13 protein-coding genes are annotated in these 15022 nt (G+C 43.7%); 3 read left to right on the top strand and 10 right to left on the bottom strand.

Annotation, left to right across the window (positions count from 1 at the left end):
* Window positions 1-80: 80 nt before the first annotated feature.
* Window positions 81-1433, top strand: coding sequence for a lipopolysaccharide biosynthesis protein (locus ACYVNW_RS00670; RefSeq protein ID WP_460677902.1), 1353 nt, complete (start codon window positions 81-83; stop codon window positions 1431-1433).
* An 85-nt stretch (window positions 1434-1518) separates the two neighbouring features.
* On the opposite strand, the gene ACYVNW_RS00665 is transcribed toward ACYVNW_RS00670, so the two are convergent.
* The 3 genes from ACYVNW_RS00665 to fabG all read right to left on the bottom strand — a co-directional run bounded on the left by ACYVNW_RS00665 (window position 1519) and on the right by fabG (window position 4819).
* Window positions 1519-3609: a hypothetical protein gene (locus tag ACYVNW_RS00665; RefSeq protein ID WP_460677901.1), complete on the bottom strand. Its 2091-nt coding sequence runs from the start codon at window positions 3607-3609 to the stop codon at window positions 1519-1521.
* Between the two features lie 69 nt (window positions 3610-3678).
* A complete protein-coding gene (locus ACYVNW_RS00660) occupies window positions 3679-3927 on the bottom strand; it encodes a DUF3253 domain-containing protein (RefSeq protein WP_460677900.1) in 249 nt (82 codons plus the stop codon).
* A 148-nt stretch (window positions 3928-4075) separates the two neighbouring features.
* A complete protein-coding gene (fabG, locus tag ACYVNW_RS00655; RefSeq protein WP_460677899.1) occupies window positions 4076-4819 on the bottom strand; it encodes a 3-oxoacyl-[acyl-carrier-protein] reductase in 744 nt (247 codons plus the stop codon).
* Window positions 4820-4969: 150 nt separating this feature from the next.
* Here fabG and ACYVNW_RS00650 point away from each other — a divergent pair, with 150 nt between their 5' ends.
* Complete coding sequence (locus tag ACYVNW_RS00650) at window positions 4970-5647, top strand: class I SAM-dependent methyltransferase (protein ID WP_460677898.1); 678 nt, start codon at window positions 4970-4972, stop codon at window positions 5645-5647.
* Here ACYVNW_RS00650 and ACYVNW_RS00645 read toward each other — a convergent pair.
* Window positions 5631-6317: a hypothetical protein gene (locus ACYVNW_RS00645; RefSeq protein WP_460677897.1), complete on the bottom strand. Its 687-nt coding sequence runs from the start codon at window positions 6315-6317 to the stop codon at window positions 5631-5633. The two genes, ACYVNW_RS00650 and ACYVNW_RS00645, sit on opposite strands and share 17 nt — an antisense overlap.
* A gap of 121 nt (window positions 6318-6438) precedes the next feature.
* Here ACYVNW_RS00645 and ACYVNW_RS00640 point away from each other — a divergent pair, with 121 nt between their 5' ends.
* The gene (locus tag ACYVNW_RS00640) at window positions 6439-6771 is read left to right on the top strand and encodes a hypothetical protein (protein ID WP_460677896.1); all 333 of its coding nucleotides are present in this window, start codon (window positions 6439-6441) and stop codon (window positions 6769-6771) included.
* 737 nt (window positions 6772-7508) lie between these two features.
* On the opposite strand, the gene ACYVNW_RS00635 is transcribed toward ACYVNW_RS00640, so the two are convergent.
* The 6 genes from ACYVNW_RS00635 to sucD all read right to left on the bottom strand — a co-directional run bounded on the left by ACYVNW_RS00635 (window position 7509) and on the right by sucD (window position 15022).
* Complete coding sequence (locus ACYVNW_RS00635; RefSeq protein ID WP_460677895.1) at window positions 7509-7724, bottom strand: cysteine-rich CWC family protein; 216 nt, start codon at window positions 7722-7724, stop codon at window positions 7509-7511.
* 79 nt (window positions 7725-7803) lie between these two features.
* Window positions 7804-10182 carry a ribonucleoside-diphosphate reductase subunit alpha gene (locus ACYVNW_RS00630; RefSeq protein ID WP_460677894.1) on the bottom strand — a complete coding sequence of 793 codons (2379 nt, stop codon included), beginning with the start codon at window positions 10180-10182 and terminating at the stop codon, window positions 7804-7806.
* Between the two features lie 80 nt (window positions 10183-10262).
* A complete protein-coding gene (locus ACYVNW_RS00625; protein WP_460677893.1) occupies window positions 10263-11237 on the bottom strand; it encodes a ribonucleoside-diphosphate reductase small subunit in 975 nt (324 codons plus the stop codon).
* A gap of 1276 nt (window positions 11238-12513) precedes the next feature.
* Entirely contained in the window at window positions 12514-12918 is a 405-nt protein-coding gene (locus tag ACYVNW_RS00620; RefSeq protein ID WP_460677892.1) for a methionine-R-sulfoxide reductase, read from the bottom strand.
* Window positions 12919-12979: 61 nt separating this feature from the next.
* Window positions 12980-13948, bottom strand: a complete 969-nt coding sequence (locus tag ACYVNW_RS00615; RefSeq protein WP_460677891.1) for a hypothetical protein — start codon at window positions 13946-13948, stop codon at window positions 12980-12982.
* A 201-nt stretch (window positions 13949-14149) separates the two neighbouring features.
* Window positions 14150-15022, bottom strand: a complete 873-nt coding sequence (gene sucD / locus ACYVNW_RS00610) for a succinate--CoA ligase subunit alpha (protein WP_460677890.1) — start codon at window positions 15020-15022, stop codon at window positions 14150-14152.

Genomic DNA, 15022 nt, shown 5'->3' with positions numbered 1-15022 from the left:
ACCTTCACCAAATGGTGATTAAACTTGTAAAATTGTAAACTATCAGCCTTGAACCATTTCGGGCTGCTTTATTTGCCTCTATGTTTTCAAAAATCATTGCCGCTATACAAAACAAGCATTTTCTATCCTTAGCCGGTAATGGTATAATGGCGGTAGTGGCTATGGTAACTATGGCCATTGTGATGCACATTTTGCCCAAAAGCACAGTAGGTATTTATGTTTTCTTTCAAGCCTCTTTTGTATTGGTAGATACCTTCCGCTCCGGGTTCCTGATTGTACCTTTCATTAAATACTATGCCGGCACCGATCAGCAACGGGCCGATGAGGTAACAGGTTCTACCTGGTATATCGCTACTTTAATCACCATCGGCTTTGCCCTAATTAATGTGCCCTTATTTTTTGTTTTGAAATTGATCAATGATGTCAGTATCGATTTCTTTTTAAAGTGGTTTGGCATTACCTACCTGATTACGCTTCCTGCCTTCCTGGCGGCTTGTGTGCAGCAAGGCAAGCAACGGTTCGATCGTATTTTGTATATCCGCATTGCTACTCAGGGTACCATGCTGGTGGCTATCATTGTGTTGGTAGTAATGCATAAGCTTACCCTGCAAACACTGATGTATACCTTTTTAGGTTCTAACCTGTTTGCCAGTATTTACTGCCTGCTAATGGGCTGGACCCACATTGAAACCTTTAATAAACGCAGCAAGGCCACCATTAAGGAGATTTTCGATTTTGGCAAATTCAGCGTTACCTCTACCCTGAGTGCTAACTTGTTCAAAGTATCAGATGTATACATCATCAACTTTGCACTGGGTGCAGCCGGGCCGGCGGCTATTGCTATTTACAACTTAGGGCAAAGCCTGATGCAGGTAGTAGAAATCCCGCTGCGCAGCTTTGTGGCTACAGGTATGCCTGCCTTGTCTGAAGCTTATAACCAAAGCGACAAAGCACAGGTAATTTACACCATGAAGAAATATGTAGGCTTACTCACCATCACATTGATCCCAATGGTGCTGATTGCGGTTGGGCTGGCCGATTTTGGCATACAATTGATTGGCGGTGGTAAATACGTGCATACTGAGGCGGCCAATGTATTCCGCCTGTTCATGACTTTTGCCCTGCTTTACCCTGCCGACCGCTTTTTTGGTGTCACGATTGATTCCATTAATATGCCCCGCATTAACCTTTATAAAATACTGGCCATGCTGGCCGCCAATGTAATTACCGATTTAATTGGCATTTACATTACCCATAACGTATATGGTGTAGCCTTCGCTACTATCTTCCCGGTATTGGTGGGTGTAATTATGGGGTACTATACCTTGAATAAATATTATAAATTCTCATTCTTCAGCATCTATAAACTGGGTTTTCAAGAGACCAGACTGATAGTATTGAAATTGTTGAAACGAAAACCGGCAGAAGTGTAAGCCTATTCTTTACTCAAAATTATTGTTATAGCGAGCGATAGCATGGCAATGACAATAACTTAGATGCACGCGGTAATTAACAATATTAAAACTCTCCCTCGCGCTTGCGCACAATCCATTCAGTAGATAGCAGTGCTAAGACTAACCCTAATAACCATTTAATGTCAATAGCTTCAGCGTAATGCTCATCGGCATATTCAATGGTTTTAATGTTGTCATTATGCCTAATCAAGTCAGCCAATTGATTGAGTTGCGATGGCATTACCATTTTGCCTCCTGTTTGCTTAGCCATGCGGTTAAGTAAAGCATGGTCTGCCTTACTTTGGCGGCTTTCTAAATTTAAAGCCTGTATACTGAACTGTCCGCTTGCCGAAAACGGCGTACTGCCCAGCTTGGTGGTACTGGTGTAAGTATAATCTCCTGCAGGCAAAACTCCGGCATTTAACTGATAACTTTGCCCGTCACGACTGAACTGATAACTGTATACTTTGCCTTGTTTATTTTTTAAGGTGAGGCTTACTTCGGGCGTATTTACCAATTCTAAAGCCTCATTGTACAATTCCGCATTCAATAGCACATCTTCGCTTTCGTCAAAAATGGCTTTGGCGGTGTACACCCGAAAACGCTGCCGGTTGGCATTAGCTGTTAAGTATTGTACACTTTGCGTGAGCAATTCTTCCATAGCATGGTGGTTGCCGTAAATGGCAAACTCTGCCAGCTGCCATCGCCATAAACCCTCCCCTGCCAGCACGGCCAAAGGGCGGTTATCGGTTTTACTAAACAGCAGTAAAGGGTAGCTGGTATTTACGGTACCTATTTTTTGCTTAAACAGCTCCTGTGCTCCTGCCCCGGCGCGGTAATTACCGAAGGGAGCCATTAAAGGCGGCAAATTGCTGCTTAGCTTTTTAAGCGTAGAGTCAGACAACGTAAATGCACTAAAACCGGTAACCGGCATGGCAAACACCTCCTGCAAGGCTTGCTGACCGGCATTTACCTGCAATAACTGTTGCTCGTGGTTAAACTCATTTAAATTACTCTGCGCCCCCAGCATGTACCACACCGGCAAACGCTTACTCATCAGCGGTTGCAAAGCAGATATATTAGCCGCTGTAAGCTGGTGTAAAATCAGTAATTGATAGTCGGCCGGTTTTATCGTATTTAACTGCGTTGCAGATACTGCTTTTACCTCATAGTTTTTATTTTGCTCAATATCCTGTTTAATTACACTTATATCAGGATGCGGACTTTGGTACACCAACAGCACCTTTTTGCGGGCATCCAGCACTTCGATATAAATAGTTTGGCTATTATTGGCCGTAGTTACTTCATTGGCTACCGGCGAGATATTGATAGAAAAACGGTGTAACCCCTTACTATCAGCATTGAGTTTAAGTGAAACCGTTTTGCGGTAATTGCTGGTATTCACCGGCAAGCTTTGTGTATGTACAGGCCGGCCGTCTTCACTAACATTTAACCGCAGTGTTTGCCCGTTACATTGCAAGGCCTCGACCAGCACTTCAATAATAAAATCATTTCCTAAAAGCGCAGTTCTGTTATAGTTAACGTTGTTGATGAGTGCATCGCGCCGTTGCGTAGTATCACCTAAGGCTATGGTATACAAAGTGGTTTTTAATTGCTGTAACTGGGCCTCAGGGTCTGCACCGGTGTTATAAACACCATCAGTAGCCAGCACTATTGCACCCACATTCTGGTTTACATAGCGCTCATTCAATTGCTGCAGGGCAGAGGATATATCAGTCTGCTTGCCACCGAAACGGTCAGACAAGCCAGCAGACAGGCGTTTATCAAAATGAAATAATTGCACTTCATAATCGCTGCCCAATTGCTGCTGAAGAGCCGCTAAGCTTTGTACAAATTTTGTGGTTTGAAAGCCTGCCGGATGAAAAGCTGTGATGGATGAGGAGTTATCCTGTGCAATTAAGATAAGCGGCTTTTGCGGCCGGTAGGCTGTGGTTTTAACCAAGGGGGCTACCACCAGTAAGCTAATCAGACTAACGGTTACTCCTCTTATAATTGCCAGCGCTATACGAACGGGGTTATTCACATACACCGGACTGCGGTAGAACACCCAGGCATACAGTGCACCCAGGGCCAGGCAAAGCAGCGACCACCACCCGGAGACAGCGCCCCAGCTTATAGAAAACAAAAACAGCATATGGTAAACCAAATATGCTGTTTTTAAGTGAAAGCCGTACAGACTTCTCACATGCTTTATGTCTTTCTGTTACCGGTTAATGATTCTTATCCGGATAGGGCCTTTTAGGTTATTGTTGGTTTGAACTTCTCCTTTTTGAGTAATCATTACCTGCTTGGTATCCCTCAGCTCAAAAGCAGCATCCCTGATCTCATCCATATGATTACGCCAGTTTACCGGAAACAGTGCCCGTGCTACTTCTGACGGGCAAATGGTTTTATCGGTGCCGCGCTCGGTGGCCATTTGCAGGATGCGGTTTTGGATTGTGGCTTTATCCATACAAATGAGAACATAGTATAAACAAAAATGTCATCTCGACCATAAGAGAAATCTTTTTTACCAAGCCAGTCTGCAGTAGACTTGTCTGTCAAAGAAGATTTATCCCTACGGCGAAATGACAAGAAGTTATTTTTGAATTTTGACTTCCCTACAGCATCCCGCCATCTACCGGAATTACCTGACCGGTGATGTACGCAGCCATATCAGAAGCCAGGAAGATACAGGCATTAGCTACATCTTCGGTTTCGCCAGCGCGTTTCAATGGGATGTCTTGTGTCCAGCCTTCCACCACTTTCGGATCCAGCACTTCGGTCATTTCGGTTTTAATAAAACCCGGAGCCACTACGTTGGCACGGATGTTACGTGAACCCAACTCTTTGGCGATAGATTTGGTAAAACCAATGATACCTGCTTTTGAAGCGGCATAATTGGCCTGACCTGGGTTACCCTTTACACCTACCACCGAACTCATATTGATGAATACACCGGCACGGGCCTTCATCATAGGTTTTGAAGCAGCTTTAGTAACGTTAAAGATAGATTTCAGGTTTACTTCCAATACATCGTCCCAGTTCTCCTCCGTCATGCGGATCAATAAACCATCTTTGGTGATACCGGCATTGTTCACCACAATATCCAACGTACCAAAATCGGCTAATATGTCGGTGATCAGTTGTTCGGCTTCTGCAAATTTAGAAGCATCAGAGCGGTAACCTTTTACTTTGGTACCGGCGGCCTGCAGTTCCTGCTCCAGGGCCTGGCCTTTTTCTACTGATGACAGATATGTGAAAGCCACATTAGCGCCATGCTCCACAAACTTTGCCGCTATAGTGCGGCCTATTCCTTTTGATGCACCGGTAATCAGCGCGGTTTTTCCTTCTAACAGTTTCATTCCGTTTCTCGGGCTTTGTTTTTAGCGGCGTGAAGATAAGAAAATTGTTTGGTTGGTTCATTGGTTCAATAGTTCATTGGTGAATTATTAGATAAATATCATCACTTGAAAGCCCAATGAACTAATGAACCAATGAACTATCTTAGCCCAATGCAAAGTGTTGAAAGCTTTTATGATGAACTGAGCGGCCGGTATACCGAAATGATTAGCCGCTGTGTGCCCCGGTATGAGGAAATGTTTTACAACTTGTTTCACTACCTACCGCATAATTTACAGCCTAAACAAATTTTAGATTTAGGGTGCGGTACAGGTAATTTGACGGCAGCCGCTTTACATTACTTTTCGAACGCTGAAATTCATGCGCTCGATTTATCTGCTGATATTTTAGAAGAATGCCGCCAGCGCTTTGCCGGGCATACCAACATTTATTATCACCAGCAAGATTTCAGCCGGTTGCAATTTGCACCCGAAAGCTTTGATTTGGTGATTTCCAGCATTGCCATTCACCATATACCTGATGCCGAGAAGGCCGAATTGTACGGGCAAATTCACAATTTGCTCAAACCCGGCGGCGTATTTACTTTTGCCGACCAAACCCGGGGCGCTACCGAAGAAATTTATCAAAAGCACATTGCCCGCTGGCAGCAGGAAGCTTTTAAATTAGGCTCTACCGAAGCCGACTGGCAAATATGGATGGCCCATCAGGATGCACATGATTACCACACGCCGGTATTATGGCACTTACAGCAGTTGCAAGCCACCGGGTTTAAGGATGTGGATGTGATTTGGAAGAATGTGATGTGGGCGGTGATTAGCGGGCGGAAGTGATTGGTTTTAGATTAATGGTATCTTTCTTTACTGTATCCATTAAGACCATTTGTTGTTGTTCACTCAGGTACTTAACTGCAAAGTTGTAAGCATGTAATACCGGATAATTTTCAACTACTGGCAATTTATGACCATTAGTAAACAGCAAATTATATCGTTTTGCGAAAATTCTCTTTTCAAAAACCGGAATCCATTTTGATCTTCGATAAATTTCTATTTCAATATTTCTATAATCAGATAAGGCGTTTCCTATATTGTATTGCTTGTAAACCAAATTATCACTCAATTTTACAGTTTTAACAGCTTGCATATCCCCTATCATAAACATCAAGCCTAATAAACCAACGGTTGATGTTATATATCCCGCCCCAAAAACGCAAAACATTAATAACCCAGAAAGAATTTTTAGAATTACGCTTTTAAATGTGAATAGTAGCAGTAATAATTGAGCAGCGGAAAAATAAATTATCGTACATGCTAAAAAATTAGCATTTTCTGAAATCATACTAACGTTTAGTGTTGCGCATAATATCACAAGGCCACTTAATACCAACGGAGTTAATAATATCCGCTTACGCCATAGAAGATTGTCTTTAGTAAGTCTAATTGACAGCCAAGCGAGTATTGGGTATGTCCATAAAGCAATGGCAATAATTAAGACAGCTGACATTAGGTTTAAAAATAATTGATAAGTTAAATAAAAAAACCATCCAATTATTGAATTCCGTCATCAATTTAAAACGCCCTCTGCATTTTTTTGTTACGGTTAAGCATATTACAGACCCAAAGCTATGTTTACCGCAAAAATTATACGCCATCGCCATAAGTTTCATCATTACTTAAATGACGACTTAAAGTCGGTGAAGGAAGAAACTCATTTCAAAATCGTTTTTTCAGATCCCAATGAGTTTGACCGCTTTCGGGAGTGGATACGTCAGCACGAAGGTGAGTACAATTACAACAAAGAAGAAAGCCGCCAGGAAGGAAAATTCCCCAAAGTTCCCATGTTTCATGATGAAATTTGCTGGTGCGATATCATGACGTATTATCTGCTGCATGTAGCAGGGTATACTTTTTATTCTACCATACATCCTTATAAAGGTGAAGTGTATGTAAAAGGGTAGGCTGGTTTTTTTTCTGTTAAGTTATTGTGCTGCTATCCGCTTTGTGGGTTAGTGCTCTGTTTTCGTTAGTGTTCTTTTGTCTTGATACAAAAGAACCAAAAAATCAAGTGCAGCCCGCTTAGGCTTTTTTGCCGCACGAGGCCCGCCCTGCAAAGGCGGGCAGCACCACAAGCTGTTTAGTGTTTGCGTATGAACAGACAGTGTTTTATTGAGTGTTGGTGCAAACACTAAAAGGCCTCTCCCTTGTGCTCGGGGCCACCATGTGCTGCCCGCCTTTCACCCAAAGCTGAGGGGCTGACAAGAGGAGGAAGAAAGAAGCAAGAGCAAAGAATCAAGAAACAACTCAACTGATATCACGCCTATCACAATCACGTCATTGCGAGGTACGAAGCAATCTCTCAACGCCCGACTAAGACAAGGTGCATAGAGATTGCTTCGTACCTCGCAATGACGTGTGGGATGAACTAAGCGTCACAACGCATTCTGCTCATTCTTAAATTCTGTAAATTTTGATTCAGGCAACTGCAACCACTGTACACACATACCCCCCCTTGTGGCCTTGGCTTTTTCGGCCACTACTACCGGCCGCCCACTCATTGCACACCTCAAAGAAAAAGACGCAGCCACGAGTTTTCTTTTTGGTTCTTTTTCTTTTGCGGAAAAAGAAAAAGAACATCCACTGACTTTCATAAACGACAATCTTGTCCTCATGAAACACCAAAAGACAAAAATAATACCTACAATCCCATTTCCTCTCTATACTCCTGCCGCAACTCCAATAAACACTTGGCACACAAGCATCCCTCATACAACTCACTTACGTACTGCACTTCGTTAATGGTGAGATGTACGGTGCTGCACTGGCATTTGGTGTAGGCATTGGCCTTGCACTCAAAGCGGGATTGGCAGCGGTCGCAAAAAACAATTTCGTGCTTGGTATATAGGGTGCTCATATGAGATACAAAGATAAAAAGCCCTGAAGTATATCAACTTCAGGGCTCAGAGATTTATTGTATTAGAAAGGTTGCTTATTTAGGCAGAGCAGGTAACACAGCCCTCTTCCATTGAGCAGCTTGGGCCGGCGTTTACGTCATCCTGCATTTGTGCTACTTCGGCTGGAATTACCGGGTCCATGTTTTTGCCACCCTGATTTTCGATGGTAAACTTCACAGCTTGTGAGGCGGCTTGGGTACGCAGATAATACATACCGGTTTTCAAACCCTTCTTCCAGGCATAGAAGTGCATCGAGGTCAGTTTAGAGGCGTTTGGCGAATTGATAAACAAGTTAAGCGATTGCGACTGGCAAATGTAAGCGCCACGGTCGGCTGCCATATCAATAATGCTGCGCATCTTAATTTCCCAAACGGTTTTGTACAGATCCTTAATATCTTGCGGAATTTCGGCGATATCCTGAATAGAACCGTTAGCGCTGATGATTTGATTTTTCATCTGGCTGTTCCATAAACCTAATTCTACCAAATCGCGCAGCAGGTGTTTGTTCACAATTACAAACTCTCCGCTCAGTACACGGCGGGTGTAAATGTTAGAGGTATAAGGCTCAAAGCACTCGTTGTTACCCAAAATTTGTGAAGTAGATGCAGTTGGCATCGGCGCTACCAGCAGTGAGTTACGCACACCATGGTTCATTACATCCAGGCGCAGGTTATCCCAATCCCAACGGCCGCTTTCCGGAGTTACACCCCACAAATCAAACTGGAACTTACCTTGTGAAAGCGGAGAGCCTTTGAAAGTTTCGTAAGCACCATCTTTAATGGCCAGATCTTTAGAAGCCGTCATGGAAGCAAAGTAGATGGTTTCAAATATCTCTTTGTTTAACTGACGGGCCTCCTCGCTTTCGAATGGCATACGCAGGCAGATGAAGGTATCAGCCAAGCCTTGCACACCTAAACCAATTGGGCGGTGGCGCAGGTTTGAATACTCTGCTTCGGGTACCGGATAATAGTTATTATCAATAATCTTGTTCAGGTTCAGCGTAGCCTGATAAGTGACTTCGTATAATTTTTGGTGATCAAAAGTACCTTCTTTCACAAAGCGTGGCAGAGCCAATGAAGCCAGGTTACATACCGCTACCTCGTTTTTATCAGTGTACTCCATAATCTCGGTACACAGGTTAGAGCTTTTAATGGTACCCAGGTTTTGCTGGTTTGATTTGCTGTTGGCAGCATCTTTATACAGCAGGTACGGTGTACCGGTTTCTACCTGTGCATCCAGTACGGCAAACCACAAGTCCTGTGCTTTTACGGTACGGCGGGCACGGCCTTCTTTCTCGTAACGCTCATACAGCGCTTCGAATTCGGCACCCCAGCAATCAGCTAAACCCGGCGCTTCGTGCGGACAGAACAGGCTCCAGTTACCGTTATCTTCCACACGTTTCATAAACAAATCTGACACCCACAGGGCATAGAACAAATCGCGGGCACGCATTTCTTCTTTACCATGGTTCTTGCGCAGATCCAGGAATTCGAAGATATCGGCATGCCAAGGCTCTAAATAAATAGCGAAGGCACCTTTACGCTTACCGCCGCCCTGGTCTACATAACGGGCAGTATCATTAAACACACGCAGCATTGGGATAATACCATTGCTGGTACCATTGGTACCGCCAATGTATGAACCGGTAGCGCGGATATTGTGAATGCTTAAACCAATACCACCAGCGCTTTGCGAAATCTGCGCAGTTTGTTTCAGGGTATCATAAATACCTTCAATGCTGTCTTCCTTCATGGTTAACAAGAAGCAAGATGACATTTGTGGTTTTGGTGTACCGGCGTTGAACAAGGTAGGTGTAGCGTGTGTGAACCAGCGCTCGCTCATCAGGTTGTAAGTTTCAATAGCGCTTTCTACATCTTGTTTATGAATGCCTACGGCTACGCGCATAAATAAATGCTGCGGACGCTCGGCAATACGGCCATCCAGTTTCAGCAGGTATGATTTTTCCAGCGTTTTGAAACCAAAGTAATCGAAACCAAAATCGCGGTCGTAAATAATGGTGCTATCCAGTAACTCGGCATTAGCTTCAATTACGTCCCATACATCATCGGCAATCAATGGTGCAGAGCGGCCATTTTTGGGGTCTTTATACTGATGCAGCTTGCGCATGGTTTCAGAGAAAGACTTGATGGTATTTTTATGCAGGTTAGATACCGCAATGCGGGAAGCCAGCAGTGCATAATCCGGGTGCTTGGTGGTTAACGAGGCTGCAGTTTCCGCTGCCAGGTTATCCAGCTCTGATGTGGTTACCCCATCATACAAACCTTCAATTACTTTTTTGGCTACGTCGATAGAATCCACTAAATGCGGGTTCAAACCATAGCACAACTTCTCGATACGTGCGGTAATTTTATCAAATTTTACCGACTCAGTTCTTCCGTCTCTTTTTATTACGAACATTTTGGCTTCCTCCTTACTCCCCCTGTAAAGGAGAGCTCATGGTTGATGTATATATTGTATGGTTGAATTAGTTGATTAAATTAAAAGTCTTCGTCTAATGAAAATGCCTGACTGGCTGGCTGAGAGTTTAATACGCCACTTTTTTGATAATCGCCTACACGTTTCTCAAAGAAGTTGGTTTTGCCCTGCAATGAAATCATTTCCATAAAGTCGAACGGATTGCTGGCATTGTAATACTTATCGCAGCCTAACTCTACTAACCAGCGGTCGGCCACAAACTCGATATATTGGCTCATCAGTTTGGCGTTCATACCAATCAGGTTTACCGGCAATGCATCGGTTACAAACTCTTTTTCAATGGCTACTGCATCAGTGATGATGCTGGTTACCTGCTCTTGAGGCAGCTTATTTTTCAGCATACTATACAGCAAGCAGGCAAACTCGCAATGCAAACCTTCATCGCGCGAAATCAGCTCATTGCTAAAGGTTAAGCCCGGCATCAGGCCGCGTTTTTTAAGCCAGAAGATAGAACAGAAGCTGCCAGAGAAGAAGATACCCTCTACAGCAGCGAAAGCCACCAGGCGCTCCGCGAAGCTGCCGTTATCAATCCAGCGTAGTGCCCATTCTGCTTTTTTCTTTACACATGGTACAGTGTCAATGGCATGGAACAAACGGTCTTTTTCTACCGCATCTTTAATATAAGTATCAATCAGTAAAGCATAGGTTTCGGAGTGTATGTTTTCCATCATGATCTGGAAACCGTAGAAGCAACGGGCTTCAGGTACCTGTACCTCGCTCATGAAGTTTACGGCCAGGTTTTCGTTCACAATACCATCGCTGGCTGCAAAGAAGGCCAGCACATGACTTACAAAGTGACGCTCGCCATCATTCATGTTGTCCCAGTGTTTTTGATCGTCCGACAAGTCAATTTCCTCGGCGGTCCAAAAGCTGGCTTCATGCTTTTTATACATTTCCCAAATGGTGGGATAGTTAATCGGCAGGATCACAAAGCGGTCCTTGTTTTCTCTTAATAATACTTCTTCTTCCTGATTCATGACACTTTACCTTTATATCTTTTACAAATCTCTTTTTCCGTTTACCGCCGACGATGTCCACTGCCGAGTTTTACTCAGCCTCATAATAGTGTTATTGAGCTACAATATGTTAGCAGATTTTTGTTAATCCGGCCTGCACTATTCTTCCCGACAATGATACATTATTTTACTAATATAATTAGCAATGTATTTGTTTCGAAGACATCATCATTTTCACTTTTGAAAGAACTTATGTAACAAATGTACATCAATAAGATAGCCGGATAAGCGGTGGAAAACTCTGAGTTTTCCACCCTCGCCGAATAGTTATTAACATTCTTGTCAGTAAAATTTTTATCGAAAAAGTTATCCACATATATACTCGCTGTTTCACAGTCGATTACTGCCAACTTTGTCAACAATGTGGAGAAAGTGGATAAAATTCTTAAACAAGGAGTTAAATAAATTACCGCCTGTGTTTGACATTATTGTGAGGTTTGGCATCTCAGGGTTAAGGCAATGTTAACGCAAATGGATTGCCGCTTTTTGTATGTTAATGTAAGGTGTATGATACAGGAGTGTTAAAAATTGTGGGCAGTGTATATGGTATTTGGGACAGATTTTGCGAATATGTTTTTTTATTTTGGTGCTATCCGCGTTGTGGGGTTAGTGTTCTGTTTTTGTTAGTGTTCCTTTGTCTTGATACAAAAGAACCAAAAAATCAAGTACAGCCCTGTTAGGCTTTTTGCCGCGCAGGGCCCTTGCTGCAAAGGCGAGCAGCACCACAGGCCTTTTAGTGTTTGCGTATGTGCGGGTTGTGCTTTATTGAGTGTTAGTGCAAACACTAAAAGGCCTTTACCCTGCGCGCAGGGCCACCATGTGCTGCCCGCCTTTCGCCCAAAGCTGAGGGGCTGACGGGGAAAGGAGAATCAAGAGCCAAGAAACAACTGGTACGCACATACCACCAAAACGTCATTGCGAGGTACGAAGCAATCCCTATACGTCAAGTAAAGGCACTGAGCAGAGAGATGGCGCCCGTTCCTCGCAATGACCTGCATTGAAATGACGTGTTAAAACAGATGCACCTTCACCCAGGCGTGGTGGGCTGGCAGAAACCGCCCGGGCCATGCGTTGGCCTTGCGCGGGGAAGGGTTGTTTCTGCCTTGATTTTTTGTTACTTTTTGATCAAGCAAAAAGTAAACAGACGACAATAAAGCACAAACCCAAACCAGCGGATAGCAGCAAAAAAAAGAAGCCCGCAACTCAGCGGACTTCTGTACAAACTTCAAAGAATGTTTTACCCTCGCTGGCGCTGCTGCTCCTCTACTTGTTTATCCAATTCATCTAATGACACAAAGTTCATAGAAACCGAATTCACACAATGACGGGTGTTTTTAGCGGTAAAACGTTCACCAATAAATACGTGCCCCAGGTGCGCACCACAATTATTACATAAAATTTCGGTACGGCTACCGTCGGCGTCGGTTTCACGGCGAACGGCATTTGGTATCTCGTCGTCGAAACTGGGCCAGCCGCAAAACGATTCAAATTTATCTTCTGATTTATAAAGCGGGTTATTGCAGCGCTTGCACAGGTAAACGCCTTCAACTTTATTATTCAGCAGGGCGCCGGTGAATGGGCGCTCGGTACCTTTATATAAAATCACCCGCTCTTCTTCGGGTGTAAGCTTATTATATTCCATAATTATCAGTTTACAAAATGCGTTCCAACAGATAGTTTCAGGCCATATCGGCAGTTTAAGCTTAATTTTTGTTAAGCACCACTTGAGCAAAACCGCCTGCATCATCTATACACATTGCAATTTGGCTAGCCATAACCGGCTTCCGGTAAAGCCGCTCTATACTTACAGGTTCTTTAAAAGTGATCAGCACATTCACATTATCTTTTATTGCACCGCCTTTAAAACAGTTATCAGCCAACTGGTAGTTGTAACCCATGGGTGTTATAGATATAATACTGTTCCTGCCTACCATTGCACGCCATCGCAGGCCTGTACGCAGCAATATGCAATTATCCATTAACAATACCCTGTTTTTCACAATGGCTGAGTAATCACCTATTAAAAATAATGTTCCATAGATACTAAATGCAGTTAATACCCAAGCCGATGTTGGGCTGTAACGCATCAGCAGCAGGTGCATACCAATCAACTCAATAATACATACACCTAAAATTACACCGAAGAAAGCGCCATAACCTGATTCTTTATGCACACTACACATACTTAATACCGGCGCTGGTTGCTTTTGCTTTTTCCAGAATAACAAACCAAAGCGAAGCATGCTGAGCTCTGTTGCCAGAAACTTTATCCCTGCATGATTGCCGAGCACTGTCGTCATACTTTGATAAAGATGATAAGCAGGATCGGAATACTCAGCCTGCAAATCGCGGTAAACAGCCTTAATTTTTTTAAACTTACTTATGCAATAAACAACCAATCCAAGCTCGGCCAGCATTGATAGCTTACGCAGTTGCAGAATATAGGCTTGCTGGTGCGCCGGCAAAATGAGGTAAGCCACCAAGCAACAGCAACTGAATACCAGCATCATACTCCACCTTCTTACCCGAAGCGGCCGAACAATCAGAAAATAATAAGCAAGCGGAAAAGTAACCACCATATCGGCGAGCAAACCATTAGCCACTGCATCTAAGTGCGCGGCAGAAACATGGTGCAACAAGAAAAATGCTATACTTATTATGACAAGAGCCATAAGAGCAGTAAGCCAAATATTTTTGTGTATGAACGGAAAGGGTAACGTCATGTTGAGAGGGTACTTAAGGCACCTTTTCAAATATACCGTTTATCCCCACTTAGTTAACCTTTATAAACATGAAAGGTCCTGATTTTTCAACCAGAACCTTTCATGATATTTATCAAATCCGAAATCGAAAATCCGATTTCCGAAATCAAATTATTTGCTTAATTCTTCTGCCATGGCAGCACCAATTTCGGCTGGTGATTCAACCACGCGGATACCGCACTCAGCCATAATTTTCATTTTGGCAGCAGCGGTGTCATCAGCACCACCTACAATGGCACCGGCATGGCCCATACGGCGGCCCGGAGGCGCAGTTTGGCCGGCAATAAAGCCTACTACTGGTTTGGTGCCATACTCTTTTACCCAATGGGCAGCTTCGGCTTCCATACCACCGCCAATTTCACCAATCATGATGATACCATGAGTTTCAGGATCGTTCATCAACAGCTCAACTGCTTGCTTGGTAGTGGTACCGATAATTGGGTCTCCACCAATACCAATAGCAGTAGTGATACCGTAACCGGCTTTCACCACCTGGTCAACAGCCTCATAAGTTAAAGTACCTGATTTTGACACCACACCTACGTTACCTTTTTTGAAGATAAAGCCAGGCATAATACCAATTTTAGCTTCATCAGCAGTGATGATACCAGGGCAGTTCGGGCCAATCAGGCGCGACTCTTTACCCACCAAATATTCTTTTACCGCAATCATATCCTTGGTTGGGATACCTTCGGTAATACATACAATTACTTTAATACCGGCTTCGGCAGCTTCCATAATGGCATCAGCTGCAAATGCAGGAGGTACGAAGATGATAGATACATCGGCACCGGTTTGGTCTACCGCATCTTTTACGGTATTAAACACGGGGCGCTCCAGGTGCTGCTGCCCGCCTTTGCCCGGCGTAACACCACCCACAACCTGGGTACCGTAGGCTATCATCTGCGAAGCATGATAGGTACCCTCGTTACCTGTAAAACCCTGAACAATTACTTTTGAATCTTTATTTACGAGAACACTCAT

This window comes from Mucilaginibacter koreensis, assembly GCF_054783355.1.
This window is presented reverse-complemented; position numbering and strand designations above follow the sequence as displayed.